Source organism: Paraburkholderia sp. BL6669N2 (assembly GCF_003387275.1).
In the GTDB taxonomy this organism is placed as follows: domain Bacteria; phylum Pseudomonadota; class Gammaproteobacteria; order Burkholderiales; family Burkholderiaceae; genus Paraburkholderia.
In genome coordinates this window covers 2,340,781-2,358,942 of record NZ_QUNA01000001.1, presented here as the reverse complement: position 1 = coordinate 2,358,942, position 18,162 = coordinate 2,340,781, and the positions used below count along the sequence as shown (strand labels likewise).

At 63.2% G+C, this 18,162-nt stretch carries 18 protein-coding genes and 3 tRNA genes; 14 read left to right on the top strand and 7 right to left on the bottom strand.

The annotated features are described in order from the left end of the window. The first annotated feature begins 28 nt into the window (after window positions 1–28). From rnc to nagZ, 6 genes are all read left to right on the top strand, one after another. Window positions 29–1,309, top strand: a complete 1,281-nt coding sequence (gene rnc / locus B0G80_RS10700) for a ribonuclease III (protein ID WP_116117973.1) — start codon at window positions 29–31, stop codon at window positions 1,307–1,309. Between the two features lie 53 nt (window positions 1,310–1,362). Continuing rightward, complete coding sequence (era, locus tag B0G80_RS10695) at window positions 1,363–2,262, top strand: GTPase Era (RefSeq protein WP_116117972.1); 900 nt, start codon at window positions 1,363–1,365, stop codon at window positions 2,260–2,262. Next, window positions 2,249–3,157, top strand: coding sequence for a DNA repair protein RecO (gene recO / locus B0G80_RS10690; RefSeq protein WP_116117971.1), 909 nt, complete (start codon window positions 2,249–2,251; stop codon window positions 3,155–3,157). The genes era and recO overlap by 14 nt, the downstream gene beginning before the upstream one ends. After that, on the top strand, window positions 3,154–3,918 hold the full coding sequence (gene pdxJ, locus B0G80_RS10685) for a pyridoxine 5'-phosphate synthase (RefSeq protein ID WP_106283753.1): 765 nt from the start codon (window positions 3,154–3,156) through the stop codon (window positions 3,916–3,918). The genes recO and pdxJ overlap by 4 nt, the downstream gene beginning before the upstream one ends. 15 nt (window positions 3,919–3,933) lie before the next feature. Continuing rightward, on the top strand, window positions 3,934–4,359 hold the full coding sequence (gene acpS / locus B0G80_RS10680) for a holo-ACP synthase (RefSeq protein ID WP_116117970.1): 426 nt from the start codon (window positions 3,934–3,936) through the stop codon (window positions 4,357–4,359). 71 nt (window positions 4,360–4,430) lie between these two features. After that, on the top strand, window positions 4,431–5,459 hold the full coding sequence (nagZ, locus tag B0G80_RS10675; RefSeq protein ID WP_116117969.1) for a beta-N-acetylhexosaminidase: 1,029 nt from the start codon (window positions 4,431–4,433) through the stop codon (window positions 5,457–5,459). A gap of 105 nt (window positions 5,460–5,564) precedes the next feature. Here the strand turns inward: nagZ and B0G80_RS10670 are convergent, their stop codons facing one another. The 5 genes from B0G80_RS10670 to earP all read right to left on the bottom strand — a co-directional run bounded on the left by B0G80_RS10670 (window position 5,565) and on the right by earP (window position 9,924). Next, the gene (locus B0G80_RS10670) at window positions 5,565–6,947 is read right to left on the bottom strand and encodes a sigma-54 dependent transcriptional regulator (protein ID WP_116119622.1); all 1,383 of its coding nucleotides are present in this window, start codon (window positions 6,945–6,947) and stop codon (window positions 5,565–5,567) included. A gap of 327 nt (window positions 6,948–7,274) precedes the next feature. After that, complete coding sequence (locus B0G80_RS10665; protein WP_012433871.1) at window positions 7,275–7,481, bottom strand: CsbD family protein; 207 nt, start codon at window positions 7,479–7,481, stop codon at window positions 7,275–7,277. Window positions 7,482–7,513: 32 nt separating this feature from the next. Beyond that, complete coding sequence (locus tag B0G80_RS45230) at window positions 7,514–7,732, bottom strand: hypothetical protein (protein ID WP_147309853.1); 219 nt, start codon at window positions 7,730–7,732, stop codon at window positions 7,514–7,516. 31 nt (window positions 7,733–7,763) lie between these two features. Next, a complete protein-coding gene (gene efp, locus B0G80_RS10660) occupies window positions 7,764–8,321 on the bottom strand; it encodes an elongation factor P (RefSeq protein ID WP_012433870.1) in 558 nt (185 codons plus the stop codon). 409 nt (window positions 8,322–8,730) lie between these two features. Next, complete coding sequence (gene earP / locus B0G80_RS10655; RefSeq protein ID WP_116117968.1) at window positions 8,731–9,924, bottom strand: elongation factor P maturation arginine rhamnosyltransferase EarP; 1,194 nt, start codon at window positions 9,922–9,924, stop codon at window positions 8,731–8,733. Between the two features lie 268 nt (window positions 9,925–10,192). On the opposite strand from earP, the gene uvrC reads away from it, so the two are divergent. The 8 genes from uvrC to B0G80_RS10615 all read left to right on the top strand — a co-directional run bounded on the left by uvrC (window position 10,193) and on the right by B0G80_RS10615 (window position 16,729). Further along, the gene (uvrC, locus tag B0G80_RS10650) at window positions 10,193–12,385 is read left to right on the top strand and encodes an excinuclease ABC subunit UvrC (RefSeq protein ID WP_116117967.1); all 2,193 of its coding nucleotides are present in this window, start codon (window positions 10,193–10,195) and stop codon (window positions 12,383–12,385) included. 155 nt (window positions 12,386–12,540) lie between these two features. After that, window positions 12,541–13,131, top strand: a complete 591-nt coding sequence (gene pgsA / locus B0G80_RS10645) for a CDP-diacylglycerol--glycerol-3-phosphate 3-phosphatidyltransferase (protein WP_106283830.1) — start codon at window positions 12,541–12,543, stop codon at window positions 13,129–13,131. A gap of 217 nt (window positions 13,132–13,348) precedes the next feature. Beyond that, window positions 13,349–13,424 (top strand) — tRNA-Gly (locus B0G80_RS10640). Between the two features lie 62 nt (window positions 13,425–13,486). Next, window positions 13,487–13,562 (top strand) — tRNA-Gly (locus B0G80_RS10635). Window positions 13,563–13,667: 105 nt separating this feature from the next. Beyond that, window positions 13,668–13,741, top strand: a tRNA-Cys gene (locus B0G80_RS10630). A 485-nt stretch (window positions 13,742–14,226) separates the two neighbouring features. Continuing rightward, window positions 14,227–14,985 carry a TraB/GumN family protein gene (locus B0G80_RS10625; RefSeq protein ID WP_116117966.1) on the top strand — a complete coding sequence of 253 codons (759 nt, stop codon included), beginning with the start codon at window positions 14,227–14,229 and terminating at the stop codon, window positions 14,983–14,985. Between the two features lie 180 nt (window positions 14,986–15,165). After that, complete coding sequence (locus tag B0G80_RS10620; protein WP_116117965.1) at window positions 15,166–16,146, top strand: sensor domain-containing diguanylate cyclase; 981 nt, start codon at window positions 15,166–15,168, stop codon at window positions 16,144–16,146. 88 nt (window positions 16,147–16,234) lie between these two features. Then, window positions 16,235–16,729, top strand: a complete 495-nt coding sequence (locus B0G80_RS10615) for a GNAT family N-acetyltransferase (protein ID WP_116117964.1) — start codon at window positions 16,235–16,237, stop codon at window positions 16,727–16,729. A gap of 59 nt (window positions 16,730–16,788) precedes the next feature. Here B0G80_RS10615 and B0G80_RS10610 read toward each other — a convergent pair whose 3' ends face one another. Both B0G80_RS10610 and B0G80_RS10605 read right to left on the bottom strand, forming a co-directional pair. Beyond that, window positions 16,789–17,673 (bottom strand): cytochrome c oxidase assembly protein, encoded by an 885-nt coding sequence (locus tag B0G80_RS10610; protein ID WP_116117963.1) that lies wholly within the window; start codon window positions 17,671–17,673, stop codon window positions 16,789–16,791. A gap of 17 nt (window positions 17,674–17,690) precedes the next feature. Continuing rightward, complete coding sequence (locus B0G80_RS10605; protein ID WP_116117962.1) at window positions 17,691–18,152, bottom strand: copper chaperone PCu(A)C; 462 nt, start codon at window positions 18,150–18,152, stop codon at window positions 17,691–17,693. Window positions 18,153–18,162: the final 10 nt, after the last annotated feature.

Sequence of the window (18,162 nt, the reverse complement as noted above, 5' to 3'; positions counted from 1 at the left end):
GGTCTGGCGCCCGCGTTATACTCTGCCCATGCCCCTATCTCCGTTGGAAAGCCGTCTGCGCTACGAATTTCGCAATGCGGAATTGTTGCGCCAGGCTTTAACGCACCGCAGTCACAGTTCCACGCATAATGAACGGCTCGAGTTTCTCGGCGATTCTGTTCTAAATTGCGCGGTGGCTGCGCTTTTGTTCCAACGTTTCGGCAAACTGGACGAGGGCGACCTGTCGCGCGTCCGTGCCAATCTGGTCAAACAGCAGTCGCTTTACGAAATTGCTCAAGCCCTGAATATTTCAGAAGGCTTGCGACTTGGAGAAGGCGAGCTGCGCAGTGGCGGCTTCCGCCGGCCCTCTATCCTCGCTGACACGCTCGAAGCGGTGCTGGGCGCAGTGTTCCTCGACGGTGGCTTCGACGCCGCCCAGACGGTCATCAAGCGCCTTTACGTGCCGATTCTGGATCACATCGACCCGCGCACGTTGGGCAAGGATGCCAAGACGCTGCTGCAGGAGTATCTGCAAGGCCACAAGATCGCGCTGCCCACCTATACGGTCGTCGCGACGCATGGTGCGGCGCACAATCAGCAATTCGAAGTCGAATGCACGGTGCCTAAGCTGGAGGTGAAAGTCTCTGGTTCCGGCGCCAGCCGCCGCGCGGCAGAGCAGGCGGCGGCCAAGAAAGCGCTCGACGAGGTCATGGCTGCGGCGCCCGCCGTGGTCGCCAAGCCCAAGCGCTCGAAAGGCGCTCGCGCGGCGAAGCACGCCGAGCCGGAGATCGTGCCCGGTGTAACGGGCGTGCAAGCTGCGCTGGATTTGCGTAGTCCGGATCGCAAGAGCGAGCGCGGAGCGGGGCGCGGTGAATCGCGCGCACAGGCTGCCGCGGCGGAACCGATGCCAGAACGCCCCGCGTTCGCGGCCGCACTCGCGCCGCTGGCGGTGATTCGCGCCGCGCACGTGGAGTACAGCGGACAGGACAAAGCCGAGCGCGCCGAGAAGGCAGACAAGACGGCCGCTGACGCGAGCGACAGACCGGCAGACAAAACTGTCGAGAAGGGTGAAGCCAGGCTGCCGGATACGAAGGCCGCCGACGCCAAACTCGCCCAGGCGAAATCTGCCGAAGCCAAACCCGACGTGCAGCCGGAAGGCAAACCGGAAGCCAGGCCAGAAACCGCCGCCGTCCGTAGCGTCGACAAACACCGCGGCCGCGAGGCGACCCCCGGTTCCGCCGCGCCCGTGCCGAGCGCGGCGGCGCCGACCGAACACGAACCCGGCGTAGCCGACGCGGTGCAAACGCGCGTCGCCGACGCGGGCCATTGATTGCCATCGGCGCGCCATTCCCGCGCGTCGAGCCGAACTTGCCGTAGCCCGATATGAACACTCCCACTCCCACTGGTTTTCGCTGCGGCATGGTCGCAATCGTCGGCCGCCCGAACGTCGGCAAATCCACGCTGATGAACGCGCTGGTCGGCCAGAAAGTCAGCATCACGTCGCGCAAGGCGCAGACCACGCGCCATCGCATCACCGGCATCCACACGCTCGAAGACGCGCAATACATTTTCGTCGACACGCCGGGTTTTCAGACCAAGCACAGCGGCGCGCTGAACCGTTCGCTAAATCGCGCGGTCACGTCCACTCTGACTTCCGTCGACGCGATCCTGTTCGTGATCGAAGCCGGCCGTTTCGGCCCGGACGATCAGAAGGTGCTCGACCTGATCCCGCCGTCGGTGCCCACGCTGCTGATCGCGAACAAGCTCGATCGCGTGACGGATAAGGATTCGCTGTTTCCGTTCATGCAGCAGGTGAGCGCGCTGCACAAGTTCGCCGAAATCGTGCCGCTGTCGGCGAAACATCCCGACGACATCAAACGTCTGATGGCGACCGTCAAGCCGTTCCTGCCGGAAGGCGCGCCGATCTACGGCGAAGACGACCTGACCGATCGCAGCGAGCGCTTCCTTGCCGCTGAAATCCTGCGCGAAAAAGTGTTTCGCTGGACCGGCGACGAACTGCCGTACACGAGCACCGTATTGATCGACAAGTTCGAAACCGAGGGGCGTCTGCGCCGCATTTTCGCGACCATCATGGTCGACCGCGACACGCATAAGGCGATGATCATCGGCCAGAAGGGCGCCAAGCTGAAACAGATCAGCACCGAAGCGCGCCTCGATATGGAAAAGCTTTTCGACGGTCCGGTGTATCTGGAAACCTTCATCAAGGTGAAGAGCGGCTGGGCCGACAACGAAGCCGGACTTCGTGCGTATGGGTACGAATGACGCGTGGATGACGCTGAATTCCGACGCGGACCCGGACGATTCGGAGCCGGCTGCGCCGGCACGCGAGCCGTCCAAACCCGCGCGTAGCACCCGAAAATCTTCATCGACCAAAAGCGCGCAGGGCGCCGAGGGCGAGCCACGTAAAGCGCCGCCACGCCGCGCGCCGCGCACCTCCGCGTCCGACTACCGGATCGCGGAGCAACCCGCCTTCGTTCTCCATAGCTATCCGTATCGCGAGACCAGTCTGATCATCGACGTGCTCTCGCGCGATCACGGCCGTCTCGCGCTCGTCGCGAAGGGCGCGAAGCGTCCGCACTCCGCGCTGCGCGGCGTGTTGCAGACGTTCCAGCCGCTCGCGCTGTCGTGGTCGGGCAAGTCCGAGGTGCGTACGCTGACCGGCGCCGAATGGGTCGGCGGCATGTTGCCGCTGGCCGGCGACGCGCTCCTGTGCGGCTTTTACGTGAACGAACTGCTGGTCAAGTTCTGCGCGCGCGAAGATCCGCATCCGCAACTGTTCCATCACTACGTCGTTACGATGACACGTCTCGCGCACGACGAGCCGCCCGTGCAGGTGCTGCGTTCGTTCGAGCGCGTGCTGCTGCGCGAAACCGGCTACGCAATGGCGCTGGATCGTACCGTCGCGCGCAAAGCGGTGCTGGCCGAAGGCCGCTACGTGTTCGATCCGGAGCGCGGCGTGCGCGAAGCCTCCGACGATCTGCCAGCGCTTTGGCCGGTGATCGCGGGTCAAACCTTGCTCGACATGGAGCAGGACGATTACCATCGAGCGCAGACCGTGGCGCAAAGCAAAACGCTGATGCGCTTTCTGCTTAACACTTACCTTGGCGGCACGCCGCTCGCGACGCGCCAGATCTTGATCGACTTGCAGAACTTATGAGCTTCTTTCTTACGTCGCCGAATGTGATTGATCTGGGCGTGAACATCGATCACGTCGCCACGCTGCGCAACGCGCGCGGCACCTCGTATCCCGATCCGATTCGCGCCGCGCTGATGGCCGAAGAGGCCGGTGCGGACGTCATCACGCTGCATCTGCGTGAAGACCGTCGCCATATCGTCGACGCCGACGTGCGCAAGCTGCGCCCGCTCCTGAAGACGCGCATGAATCTCGAATGCGCGGTCACGCAGGAAATGCTCGACATCGCCTGTGAAGTGCAGCCTCACGACGTGTGCCTCGTGCCGGAAAAGCGTCAGGAACTGACCACGGAAGGCGGACTCGACGTCGCCGGCCAGTTCGAAGCCGTGCGCGCCGCGTGCAAGCAACTTGCCGACGCGAACTCGCGCGTGTCGCTCTTCATCGATCCGGACGAAACGCAGATTCGCGCCGCGCACGAAGCCGGCGCGCCGGTGATCGAACTGCACACCGGCCGCTACGCCGAAGCCCACGATCCCGCCGAACAGCAGCGTGAATTCGAGCGCGTGGTGCGCGCCGTCGAATTCGGCAGGACGCTCGGCATCAAGGTCAATGCCGGCCACGGTCTGCACTACACGAACGTGCAGCAGATCGCCGCGATCGAGGGCATCGACGAACTGAATATTGGCCACGCGATCGTCGCGCACGCGATCTTCGCCGGCTGGGATAACGCAGTGCGCGAGATGAAGGCGATCATGGTCGCCGCGCGTCTCGGCGCGCGCGCGTAGTACGGCGGCCCGCCCATGGCAATCTACGGCATCGGCACGGACATCGTCCAGGTCAGCCGCGTAGCCGCGGTCATGACGCGCACCAACGGCCGCTTCGCGGAAAAGGTGCTCGGTCCGGACGAACTGCGTGTCTATCACGCGCGTCATGCGCGTTCGGCGGCGCGTGGTCTCGCGTTTCTCGCCACGCGGTTCTCGGCGAAAGAAGCGTTTTCGAAAGCGATCGGCCTCGGCATGCATTGGCCGATGACCTGGCGCGCACTGCAAACGCTCAACAAGCCGAGCGGCGAACCGATGGTGGTCGCGTCCGGCGAACTGGCCGAGTGGCTCGACGCGCGCGGCATCACGGCGCGCGTGACGATCAGCGACGAACGTGACTACGCGGTGTCGTTCGTGATTGCGGAAACCGCGCAAGCGGGTGCGCCCGACGCCGCCGCCGAATAACAAATACCTTGAACGCGGCGAGAGTCTGCCGCGTCTCTCCTTGCTCCAAAGCTTTTTTCCAACGCAAATCGATGAAAACCATTCCCGGACCGGTGATGCTCGACGTGGTCGGCACAACGCTGAACGACGACGACAAGCGCCGCCTTGCCCATCCGATGACCGGCGGCGTGATCCTGTTCGCGCGCCACTATGAGAGCCGCGCGCAACTGATCGCGCTGACCGATTCGATCCGCGGCATTCGCGACGATCTGCTGATCGCCGTCGATCACGAAGGCGGGCGCGTGCAGCGTTTCCGCACCGACGGTTTCACCGTGCTGCCCGCAATGGGCAAGCTCGGCACGTTGTGGGACAGCGATGTGCTGCACGCGACCAAAGTGACGACGGCCATCGGCTATATCCTCGCAACGGAACTGCGCGCGTGCGGCATCGACATGAGCTTTACGCCGGTACTCGATCTGAACTACGGCCAATCGCAGGTGATCGGCGACCGCTCGTTCCACCGCGATGCGCGCGTGGTGGCATTGCTTGCCAAGAGCCTGAACCACGGGCTCGCGCTGGCCGGCATGAGCAATTGCGGCAAGCATTTCCCGGGGCACGGTTTCGCACAGGCGGATTCGCATGTCGCCATGCCGGTCGACGACCGTCCGCTCGAGGCGATTCTGCGCGACGACGTGGCGCCGTACGACTGGCTCGGCCTGTCGTTGGGGTCGGTGATTCCCGCGCATGTGATCTATCCGCAGGTCGATTCGAAACCGGCGGGTTTCTCGCGTGTCTGGCTGCAAGACATTTTGCGCGGCAAGCTGCGCTTCGAAGGCGCGATTTTCAGCGATGATCTGTCGATGGAAGCCGCGCGTCAGGGCGGCACCTTGACCGAAGGCGCCACCGCCGCGCTGCAGGCCGGTTGCGACATGGTGCTGATCTGCAATCAGCCGGACGAAGCGGAGAAGGTGCTGGATGCGCTGCGCTTCACGCCGTCGAAGGAATCGCAACGGCGCTTGCAGCGCATGCGGCCGCGCGGCAAGGCGTTGAAGTGGAGCAAGCTGGTCGCCGATCCGCAATATCTGCAAGCGCAGGCGCTGCTGCGTAGCGCGTTTGCATAAGGCAGCTTAGCCACCCGGCAAGCGCCGCAAGGAAAAACGGCGCCTTCATGTTTGAAGGCGCCGTTTTTCTTGCTCAAAGCGAACGGCAAACGATCGCTGCCGCTGCTAGTTCAAACGCATGCGTTGCAGCTTGTTGTACAGCGTCTTCGGACTGATCCCCAGCAGCGACGCCGCCCGGTGACGCGTGCCGCCGACGGCATCGAGCGTGGCGCGAATCAGCATTTCCTCGACGTCCGCGAGCGGCGTGCCCACGGTGACCTGCACGCGGCTGCCGTTCAGATCGCGGCCATTCGCCGAGCCGGCCTCGTCGGCACGCAACGATTCCAGCACGTCGCCGGACGCGTGATAGGCGCGCCGCACACGCTCCTGCAACTCACGCACATTGCCTGGCCATTCATAAGCGAGACACTCGCGCAGGAAATTCGGCGCGACCTGCTTGGCAATCTCCGCCGTGCCGCGCGTCAAGCCTTCGTGATTCAACTCGTCGACGACCGCCTGGGCGATCAACGCCGGATCCTCGCCGCGTTCGCGCAGCGGCGGCAGCGTGACGGCGGCGGCTTCGAGGCGCAGCGACAGGTCTTCGTGCAGGCTGCCGTCGGCTACCGCCGCGCGCGGCACCTTACGCGTCGACGCGATCAGACGGAAGTCCGTCACCACCTGATTCGTGCCGCCGACCCGCATGAAGGTCTGCGAGTCGAGCGCGCGCAGCAGGGCTTCCTGCTGGGCGCGCGGCAATTCGGCGATTTCTTCGATGAACAGCGTGCCGCCGCTCGCCTGTTCGAACAGGCCCGGTTCGCGCTGCTCGGCGCCGTTGAACGCACCGCGTTCGTGACCGAACAGCTGGCTTTCGAGCGAGCGTTGCGCGACCGCGCTGTTCGCGCTCCGGCAGTCGAGCGTGATGAACGGACCTTTGCGGCGCCGGCTCATGTCGTGCATCGTGCGCGCCGCGATTTGCTTGCCGGTGCCGGTTTCGCCGGAAATCAGCACGGCGGCTTCAGTCGGCGCGATATGTTCGATCGTGTCGTAGACGTGTTGGATCGCACCGCTGCGGCCAAGCATCGAGCCGAAACGGCCGAGTTGACGCAGCGACGCGCGTAGCGTCTGCACTTCCTCGGTCAGTTCGTACGGGCGCGGGATGCGTGCGAGCAAGCTGCGCAAACGCGGAATGTTGACCGGCTTGAGCAGGTAGTCCCAGATGCCGTGGCGCAAACCTTCGATCGCGCTTTCCACCGTCGCATTGCCGGTCATCACGATCACGGGCAGGGCGCCACCGGGCGGATGAGCGGGCAGATGCTGCAGCAGGTCGAGCCCGCTGCCGTCCGGCAGGTTCAGGTCGACCAGCACGACGTCGGGAATGAAGCGCGCCAATGCGGCTCGGGCCTCCGCGATCGTCGTCGCGGTGTCGACGGAAAAGCCGTCGGCCGCGAGGATGGCCGACAGGCCTGACAGGCTATTAGGATCGTCTTCAACAATCAGGGCGTGTGGCATGGCGAGCGCAATTTTTAGATGAATGGAATACCCGATGCGCTGCGCCGATACGTTGGCGCGCGGCACGAGCGCAATGCTGGCCGGTACTGTCGGTCGGATGCCGAGTCGGATCTTGTGCCGCGTGCATAGCCTCGGCCAGCGCGGTCGCGATACAGGAGCGGCCGGCTGGCATAGGCGGACTGGCCGGAGCGCACACCAAGCACGGCACCGGCACAACGGCGGCGATTCGACTCAAGCGGTTCGGGTCCTTTGCGTGATTAAATTGACTGCCTGTCCCAACGTTTTTTCAGCGTGGAACCGGCGCCTGTATTTCCTTCACTCGGGCTGTCAGAAATCCCGATTGCTGTCGAAGAAACGCCGCACTTCGCGTTCCGCCTCTTCGCGCGTCTTGCCGTAACGCTCCTGAATCAAACCGGCGAGCTTGTCGGCGCGGCCTTCGGCCTTGGTCAATTCATCGTCGGTCAATTCCCCCCAAGCGGTCTTGGCCTTGCCAACCATTTGCTTCCACTTGCCTTCAGCGATGTCATTATTCATGCCGCATCTCCAGAGTTGAAGAAGATAAAGCCCTATTGGCTGTATCCAGAGATAAGCATGGACTGTGCCACGACTATTTGTATAGATTTATCAATGGTTTGCTCGACGGCATACGGGAAAATTTGAGTGCGCGGCGTGGCAATTTCGAGAAGACTGCCGGTAAAGTTTTCCTTAACCATACACGGCGGCGCAAAAAAGAAAAAGCGCCCAAATTGGGCGCTTTTTTTGCCATTTTTTTCGCAGCGCCCCAATGGGAGCGCCGGATTCAGGCGAGCAGGGCGCTTAAGCGCGGCTGCGGTACTCGTGCGTACGCGTGTCGATTTCGATCTTGTCGCCGATGTTGCAGAAGAGCGGCACTTGCAGTTCGAAACCGGTGTTCAGCTTGGCGTTCTTCAACACCTTGCCCGACGACGTGTCGCCCTTGACAGCCGGTTCCGTGTAGATGATTTCGCGGACCAGCGTGGTCGGCAGTTCGACCGAAATAGCTTTCTCGTTGTAGAACACGACTTCGCAAGCCATGCCGTCTTCGAGGTAATGAAGGGCGTCGCCCATCATTTCGCCTTCGACTTCGAACTGGTTGTAGTCGGCGTCCATGAACACGTACATCGGGTCAGCGAAGTACGAGTACGTGACTTCCTTGCGTTCCAGTACGACGACGTCGAACTTGTCGTCGGCCTTGTACACGCTTTCCATGCCTGCGCCGGTCAGCAGGTTCTTGAACTTCATCTTGACGACGGCGGAGTTGCGGCCCGATTTGTTGTATTCGGCCTTCTGCACAACCATTGCGTCTGCGCCGATCATCACGACGTTGCCGGTGCGGAGTTCCTGTGCGGTCTTCATAAAACTGTCCTGTACGAATTAAGTAGCTTCAACTTGTGCTCAACGGCATACGGCGCAAGCGGCTTCGGCGCTTTGCTCATTGCGTGCCGCACCGCCGAAGCGGCTCGGCGGGTCGCGAGCGAGTCAAGCGTGGCCGGCTTGCCGCCGGGCGCGGCGGGAGCGCCGCAAACGCGCGGTCTCTGCCACTCCCAGCAATCCGTTACCTGCTTTTTTACCCTGTGCGGGCGTGTACACGAGTGGCGCCGATTCGCAACATGCGTCCCTTTTTTAACATTCCCCCCATCAAGCTTTGACTCAGGAGATGTCTGGCCTCTTTCGAAGCCAAGGTTGACGGGCCGCCAAAGCGAGTTGTTTGGATTGCGCCGCTGCGATCGGGCCGCGCTTGCGTCGTCGGCCGTTGGATAACCGCTTATTTTAACTGACTTTTTGCGAACAAGGCCAGATTTCCGGCAAGGTCGCCCACTTGAGCCAGTTCGCGGGCCCACGCTGCTGCGCGTTGCCTGAGCGCAGGCAGGTGACGCTGGAATTCCGTCCAGTCCGGTCGGCCCATGCCGTTCCAGGCGCGCCAGAAGCGCGCGAGCGCGTCGCGGGCGTCGGCGGGCAGGGTGCGCGCGTAGTGCGCGAGCGCGGCGTCGAGCTTTGGCAGATGGGCGTCGTCCGCTTGCGGGTAGATATGCCAAACGAACGGTTTGGCGGCCCACTGGGCGCGCACGAACGAATCCTCGCCGCGCACGAAATTGAGGTCGCTCGCCCACAGCAGCGTGTCGTAGCCGGGCTGGTCGGTAAAGGCGAGGGCGTGCGCGCTGAGGTTGCCGCGCGCCGCATGCGAGCCGGCGCCGAACGCCGGGAGGTCGAAAAAGCGCGCTACCGAGCCTGAAATGCGGCCTTCCGGCACGAGCAGGACGACCGGCTCCGCGCTGTCGCGCCATTGTTCGAGCAGGCTGTCGACAGCGGGGTTTTCGTAGGAGAACAGCGAGACAACGGTCGCGCCAGCAGGCGGCGGCGCGTGGCCGGTGGTTTGCCGCCACCATGCTTCGCGCGTGCTGGGCGACGCTTCAAAATCCGCCCGCGCGCCGTCGAGATGCCGTTCCTTCAGCACGCCGCCGGTGCCGGGGCCGAGTCCGGGGAAAAAAAACGTCTTGGTCAGCGGATAGCGCGGATGAGGCGACGGCCGCAGATGAAAATCCGCGACCCAGTCCTCGGCGCTCAGATATTCGAGGTTGAACCACACCGGCGTGCGCTCGCGCGCCGCCATCGCCGCGATATAGATGGGCGGCAGTTCGCAGCCGAACGCTTCGATCACGACGTCGGCCACTTCGAGCGTATCGCCCGCATGGGCCGGCTCGTGCCAATGTTCAACGACGACCCCGTCCACCGTCTGGCGCGCATGTCCCAGCGTCAGCGACGGGCACAGCTTCTGGAACGCATGCAGGTCGTCGACGAACACGCGCACTTGCCAGCCGTGTTCGCTCGCGAGTTGACGCGCGAGGCGCCAGCACACGCCGATGTCGCCGAAATTGTCGATCACCGCGCAGAAGATGTCGCAGGCGATTGCCGAGGGCGTGTCGGCGGCTTGCTCGGGTTGGGACGTAGCGGAAGACATGATGGCCTGGGTCGCGGATTCGAACGGATGAGGGAAGCGAGGCAGTGCGAGCGATGCGACCGCGTTGCACTTCGCCGCAAGCTGACGAAGCTGCCGCCGATGCGTGTCCCGATTCGAGCCGACAAGGTTCGGACGCGCGCGGAATGTTCTAAACTGGCGATTCTAAAGCACTCGTTCACGATTGCGCGCGCAGGGCGCCCTCCGGTTCGCCGCGGCGCGCGGCAACGGAGCAACGCTTCGCGAGACCGTCCCACCCGACCGATTCTGCATGACCGAACCCGAAGCAACCGACGTTTTCGAGCCAAAAAAAGTGCTCGCCCAACTGCCGCATCTGCCCGGCGTCTATCGCTATTACGATACGCACGGCGCGGTGCTTTACGTGGGCAAGGCACGCGATCTGAAGAAGCGCGTCTCGAGCTACTTCACCAAGACGCTGCTGTCGCCGCGCATCGCGATGATGGTCACGCGCATTGCGCGCATCGAGACAACCGTCACGCGCTCTGAGGCCGAAGCGCTGCTGCTCGAAAACAACCTGATCAAGGCGCTCGCGCCGCGCTACAACATTCTGTTTCGCGACGACAAGTCGTATCCCTACCTCAAGCTGACCGGCCACAAGTTTCCGCGCATGGCGTATTACCGTGGCGCCGTGGATCGCAAGAATCAGTACTTCGGTCCGTTTCCGAGTGCGTGGGCGGTGCGCGAGAGCATCCAGATCCTGCAGCGCGTGTTCCAGTTGCGTACGTGCGAAGACTCCGTGTTCAACAACCGCACGCGGCCTTGTCTGTTGCATCAGATCGGTCGCTGCACGGCGCCGTGCGTCGCGGCGATCAATGAAGAGGATTACGCGCGCGACGTCGCCAACGCATCGCGCTTTCTGCTCGGCCGTCAGGGCGAGGTGATGAAGGAGCTCGAGCAGAAGATGCATGCCTTCGCGAGCGAACTGAAGTTCGAGCAGGCCGCGGCGGTGCGCAACCAGATGAGTTCGCTGTCGACGGTGCTGCATCAGCAGGCGATCGAAGTCGGCAGCGACAGCGACGTGGATATTCTTGCGGTCGTCGCGCTGGGCGGCCGCGTGTGCGTGAATCTGGCGATGGTGCGCGGCGGCCGGCATCTCGGCGACAAGGCGTATTTCCCGGCGCACGTGGAAAGCGCGTTGACGGCGGACGAGGGCGGACTGGAAGAAGATAGCGCCGCGTTGGCCGATGTGGCGCTCGCGTCGAACCCGCTCGCGCAAGTCAGTGTCATCGACGATGAAACGGCGGGGTTGGCCGATGCCAGTGACGCTCTTGCGCTCGCGCAAGAGATGCCATCGGAGGACGAGCAGGATGAAGAGGACGCCGCCGAAGAAGCCGACGTAGCCGACGAAGCCGGCTCCGAACCCGCAAAGCCGCGCAAAGGTCGTGCCGCAACCGGTGGAATCGAAGCCGAAGTCCTCGAAGCATTCATCGCCCAGCATTACCTGGGCAACCGCGTGCCGCCGGTGCTGGTGGTCAGCCACGCACCCGCCGATCGCGAGCTGGTCGACGTGCTGATCGAACAAGCCGGCCACAAGGTCACGGTGCTGCGCCAGCCGCAAGGGCAACGGCGCGCGTGGCTCGCGATGGCCGAACAGAACGCACGGCTCGCGCTCGCGCGCCTGCTTTCGGAGCAGGGCTCGCAACAAGCCCGCACACGCGCGCTGACGGACACGCTCGGCATGGAGTGCGACGATCTCGCGCACTTGCGTATCGAATGCTTCGACATCAGCCACACGATGGGTGAGGCGACCCAGGCTTCCTGCGTGGTGTATCACCATCACAAGATGCAGTCGTCGGAATACCGCCGCTACAACATCACCGGCATTACGCCCGGCGACGACTATGCCGCGATGCGCCAGGTGCTCACGCGCCGCTACGAGAAGATGGTCGAGCAAGCCGCCGCGAACGCCGCCGACGAAGCCGCCGAGTTGCAGAGCGATGCGGCCGCCGATCCGTCGCTCACGCCGGACGCCGCGGAGCCGGTCGCGGCCGGCGGCATCCTGCCGACTATCGTGCTGATCGACGGCGGCAAGGGCCAGGTCGAAATCGCGCGTCAGGTGTTTACGGAGCTGGGTCTCGATACCGGCATGCTGGTCGGCGTCGCGAAGGGCGAAGGGCGTAAGGTCGGCCTCGAAACCCTGATTTTCGCCGACGGCCGCGCGCCGCTCGAACTCGGCAAGGAAAGCGCCGCACTCATGCTGGTCGCGCAGATCCGCGACGAAGCGCACCGCTTCGCCATCACCGGCATGCGCGCGAAGCGCGCCAAGACGCGCCAGACCTCGCGGCTGGAAGAGCTGGAAGGCGTGGGCGCGAAGCGGCGTCAACGGTTGCTCGCGCGCTTTGGTGGATTGCGCGGCGTGGTTGCGGCCAGTGTCGAGGATCTGGCGAGCGTCGAAGGCATTTCGCAGGCGCTCGCGGAGCAGATTTACCGGCAATTGCACTGATGGCGGCGGTCGCGGCCGGCCGCTCAACCGCTTTCGAGCAGCGCCGCGGCGGCGCGCACGGCAACATCTGCGCGCTGCTTTGCCGCCGCTTTGCTTGTGGCAGGCCTTATGACACGGCACAATTGCATCTCCCTTGCCAGACGCTGCGCCTGCCCATGCCGTTTAATTTCCCGATTTTCCTGACCTGGCTGCGGATCGTCCTGATCCCGCTCGTCGTCGGTGTGTTCTATTTGCCCAACATGATGATGAGCCCCGCGCACCGCAATCTGGCGGCCGCGACCATCTTCATTCTGGCGGCGCTGACCGACTGGTTCGACGGCTATCTGGCGCGCAAGTGGAATCAGACCTCGGCATTTGGCGCGTTCCTCGATCCGGTCGCCGACAAGCTGATGGTGACCGCCGCGTTGCTGGTGCTCGTGCAACTCACGCGTATCGATTCTGCGATTGCGCTCGTGATCGTCGGGCGCGAAATCGCGATCTCGGCGTTGCGCGAATGGATGGCGCAGATCGGCGCGTCGAAGAGCGTCGCGGTGAATTCGCTCGGCAAGCTCAAGACCGTTTGCCAGATGGTGGCGATTCCCATGCTGCTGTTCTACGGCCCGCTGTCATTCGGCGGCGTGGTGATCGACACGCGCGTGTGGGGCCTGTGGCTCATCTATCTGGCCGCGTTCCTGACGATCTGGTCGATGCTCTACTACATGAAGCTCGCGTGGCCGCAGATCCGCGAACGGGGCGGCGTGGCCTGAGTTTTCGTCGTAGTGGAGCGCGCCCGGCGTATGTCCGAACTTCGCTGCCGCATGAGTGAAATCTGTTCGGTAAAAGAGATTCGCAAAAGGGGTTGACACGTTTCAGTCGTTTCTCCATAATCTCGTTTCTCCGATGCGCGCAGTTCGAAACATCGGTGGCAGTAAGCGAGCAGTTGCAGTAACAAGGCAGCAGATAGCACGGCAAAAGCAGCACAATGCGGGAGTAGCTCAGTTGGTAGAGCGCAACCTTGCCAAGGTTGAGGTCGCGAGTTCGAGCCTCGTCTCCCGCTCCAGATTTTTAAAGCAGCGCATTGTTTGGCAAGTGGAAGTGCAGTGCGTTGTGAAGCAGTTCAATGCGGGAGTAGCTCAGTTGGTAGAGCGCAACCTTGCCAAGGTTGAGGTCGCGAGTTCGAGCCTCGTCTCCCGCTCCATACATAAGGGGAAGCAACGCTTCCCTTTTTGTTTGGTGGCCCGGTTCTTCCGGTTGCCCGCCAGACAAAATCTGCGAATCTGTTGCTAGGTTCCAGTCCGCTTGCGGCGCGATAGCAAAGCGGTTATGCAGCGGCCTGCAAAGCCGTTTAGGCCGGTTCGACTCCGGCTCGCGCCTCCAGTAGTTGATGTAGCGAAAAGCCCCGACTCGTCGGGGCTTTTCGTTTTTCGGCCTCGGTTTCGCTGGCGAAGCGGCTGCGGGCGCTCGCGCGGTTGCAGGTTTCGATGCAAGGCCACAGGGTAGCGAGAGCACGTTGCCCACTTGCGATCATCAGCGCTTCGAGTGGGCGCGAATGACCAGCGCTGCGCGGCACGTTCGACCACCAACATCAAATGCTTGGCTACCATTTGCGTTGCCCGCACTTTCACCTTCGTTTCATAGTCTTTCAAATCTGATTTGCTCATCGTTTAATACACAGAACGATGCATCGAGGGCATTCGGCGATTGCCATTAACGTAGCGTGTGCAATAGCATCCTCGCGTTCATAAGCATTGCTTGTCACCGCTTCCAATTGATGGCAATGCTTTGTATCGCGAAAGCACAGGGCCGGGCAAACCCGCGACAACTGCTGGAACATCGTCATTGCCTATCAATACCGAGGCTGCATGTACCTACAACTCACCGGCACTCAAGTTCGCCTGCTCGGCTCGATGCATCTGTTTCCGGCGACGAGCCGCAGAACGCAGCCGTGGATCGCCGAGGCCTATGACTGGGCCGAGGCGCTCGTCTTCGAGTCCGATCCGCCGACGATCCTGCCGTTTCTAAAGGCCGACGGGCAAGGCAGTGCGGAGCAACTGCAGCCCTTGCTATCCGCCGACGCATGGCGGCAACTTCACGCGGCATGGCCCGTTGATGGACCGCTGGCGCCGCTCGCGGATCTGCGTCCGTGGGCTGCGCTGATCGTCGCGCCGACGTTGTTCCAGCAGGTCGTCGAAGGTGTCGAGCCGCGTATGCTGCGCTCGGCGATCACGCAGGCCAAACCTTATCGGTATCTCGAGACCGCGGAGGAGGTGGCGACGGCGCTCGAATCGATTCCGCTCGATGCCGTCGGCGCGGCGCTCGGCCTGCTCATGGCTGATCTCGCCGAACCACAGCGCACGCTCGAGCGCATGCACGCGGCCTGGCTGAATGGCGACCTGCTCGCTGTGCATCAGATCGCCATCGAGTCGCCGATGTTCAATCTGCCGGGCATCCGGCATGCGATTCTCGACGCGCGCAATCGCGCATGGGCGGCGCGCCTGACCGGGTTGCTCACGCGACCGGAGCGCACGCTGGTGGTCGTCGGCGCGCTGCATCTGTGCGGTCCCGGCAATCTGATCGACTGTCTCGCGCAGCCTGTCGAACCGGTCTTCGCCAACCCGTAGTAGAGCCATAGCCGCGCGAGCGTGCAGGACGATGCAACCAGCATCGGCGCGAACACGATCCGGCGCGCACACGAAATCGGCGGGAACTCTCGCGCCCCGGTTTTGCCCCAGCGTAAAGAACGTCGCTATACACTACCTGCCAGCCACTTTAGCCACGCCGGCCGACCCAGGGAATACAACATGCATGTCCCACCGACGCCCAGTAATGAAAGCGCCCGTCTCGACACCCTGCGTGCGCTGCATATTCTCGATACGTCGCCGGAAGAGCGCTTTGATCGTCTGACCCGGCTCGCCAGGCGGCTCTTCAGCGTGCCCATCGCGCTCGTGAGTCTGGTCGACGCGGAACGTCAATGGTTCAAGTCATGCGTCGGCCTGAAGGCGAGCGAGACCTCGCGCGACGTATCGTTCTGCGCGCACGCGATTCTGGGCGACGAAATCCTGATGGTGCCCGACACGCTTGCGGACGAGCGGTTTCACGACAATCCGCTCGTCACGGACAACCCAAATATCCGCTTCTATGCCGGCTGTCCGCTGACCGTGCCCAACGGCAACAAGCTCGGCACGCTGTGTCTGATCGACACCAAACCGCGTGGCCTCGACGAAGAAGAACGCGAACTGCTGCGCGATCTGGCGCATATGGCCGAGCAGGAGTTGGCGGCAGTGCAGTTGGCCACGCTCGACGATCTGACGCTCCTGTCCAACCGGCGCGGTTTCGAGGCGCTCGCGCAACATGCGCTGAACGTTTGCAAGCGGATGCACAAATCGGCGTCGCTGCTGTTCTTCGACCTGAACGATTTCAAGCAGATCAACGACACGCTCGGGCATGCCGAAGGCGATCGCGCGCTGAAGACCTTCGCCGAGGTCTTGCGCACCGCACTGCGTGAAAGCGATGTGATCGGGCGGCTCGGCGGCGACGAGTTCGTCGTGCTGCTCACCGATTCGGACAGCGGCACCACGCAGGAAGTGACGCAGCGTCTCGCGCAGATGCTGGACGCCCGCAATGCCGAAGCGCAGCGCGGTTATCACATCCGCTACAGCGTCGGGCAGATTCAATACGATCCTGTCTGGCACCAGTCGATTGCCGAACTGCTGGCGGCCGCCGACGCTGCGATGTACAGCCACAAACAGGCGTCGAAGGCGCGTGCTGCGCGTCGCAACTGAGCGCCGCACAGCGGCGAAGCCGTCACGCGCGGCATAATCACGCATCGCCGCTTCAAGTGCGGTGCGACTCTTCTCTTAGAACGTTGTCATGACTGAACCGCAGCAAACCGCCGCCATGCGGCTCGCGCTACTCGATTGGCGCTGGAAATTCTTCGATGAACTCTCGGGCGTCGAGGTCTACACGATGCTGGGCGCACGCGCCGCGGTGTTCGTCGTCGAACAGAATTGCCTGTACGGCGATATCGACGGGCTCGACATGGATGCGTGGCACCTGCTGGTCTACGGCTCCGATAAAGGACGGCCGGCGCTCGCGGGTTATCTGCGCGTGCTGCTGCCCGATGCGGACGACAGCGATATCCGCATTGGCCGCGTGCTCACGACCGCCGGATTCCGCGGTATCGGTCTGGGCAATTCGATGCTCGAGCGGTCGCTGACGCATATTCGCGCGCAGTGGCCTGGCACGCCGATTCGGTTGCATGCGCAGGCGCATCTGCAAGGTTTCTATGGTGCGTTTGGCTTCACGCCGGTTTCGGAGATTCACGAGGAAGACGGTATCCCGCATATGTGGATGCGGTCGGCCTGAAGCGGCTCCTGCAATCAGAGCCTCGCGCGGCGCGCCAGGTTGTTAATCGAATCGTGGTGTCAGCGTTGACCGCGCGCCGGCGCTGAAGCGGTGGGCGCCGCCGCCTGCTTCGCCGTCGCGCGCCGTTCGCCACGCAAACGTCCGCGCGACGACAGCCGCATCCAGTGACGCAAGGCGAGCAGCGCGCCGATCACGCTCATCATCGAACCCGGAATCCACAGCAACAGCCCGCCGATCTGCTGGTCGCGCATCGGGCTCAACCACGTGAATGCGCGGCCGCAGATCGAGTAGATCGGATACAGCTCATGCGGCGTGAAGAAGATGAACGCGCCGAGAATGATCTGCGGCGGAATCGCGGCGATCACCACCAGCACGCGCTTGCCCGGCGACAGCCGCGCGGGCGGCGCGGGACGCGGATCGAGCACGAGCCACCAGAACAGCAGGCCGTCGATCACCATGCTCCAGTTCATCACGCGATAAAGCCGCCAGTCGAGCATCGCCACGAAATGAATCGGCGACATCAGCCAGAAGTAGATCAGCCCGACGAACAGCGTCACCGCGACCACGGGATGCATCACCACGTCGAGGAACTTGCGCACCACCGGAGTTTCGAGCGCGGGCCGCACGAAGCGTTGCCGCCAGCTGAACGGAATACCCGCACGTAACGCGGTGCCCGGATACGACAGCGCGATGAAAAATGGCCCGAGGTGATGCAGCACCAGATGCTGCGCGCGATGCATGAAGAACTCATGCTCGAAGAAATAATCGAGCCGCGTATGCAACGCGACATACAAAGCCGCCAGTCCGAACCAGAAGGAGATACGCCGCGCGACCGACACCTTCGCTTTACGCGCGCCACGCACGAACAGGATCGCGGGCACCAGCAGCGCGATCACGACGGTCGGCGAAAACTCCCACGGATCGAGCCAGTAGAGCAGATTCATCGCGGCACGTTACCCGGTTACTTGGTTTGCGCCGGCGACTTGACGGCGAACGGCGTATCGAGCGTTTCGCCGTCGGAGAATTTGAGCTTGAGATGTACGGTGTCGCCCGGCGCGACCTTGTGCTTCGCGTCTTCGAGCATCACGTGATAGCCGCCGGGCGCGATCGAGACCTGGCCGTGCGCGGGTATCGTCAGCTTGTCGACCATCACCATCTTCTGCGACGAACCGTTCGACACGGTCTGATGCAGCATTGCGTCGCCGTAGTCGTTGCTGGAAATATCGACGAGGTCGACCGGTTTGTCGCTCGCGTTGACGAGCGTCGCATAGCCGGCGGCGGGCAGGTTGTTGGGCAGCCAGCGAACCCACGCGTCCTTGACGCTGACCGCATTGGCGCCCGCGGCTTGCGCGGTCGATGCGACACCGAACGAAAGGGCAAGGGCGCAACTCAGTGCAGCGAACGTTTTGATCTTGATCGACATGGTTGAACTC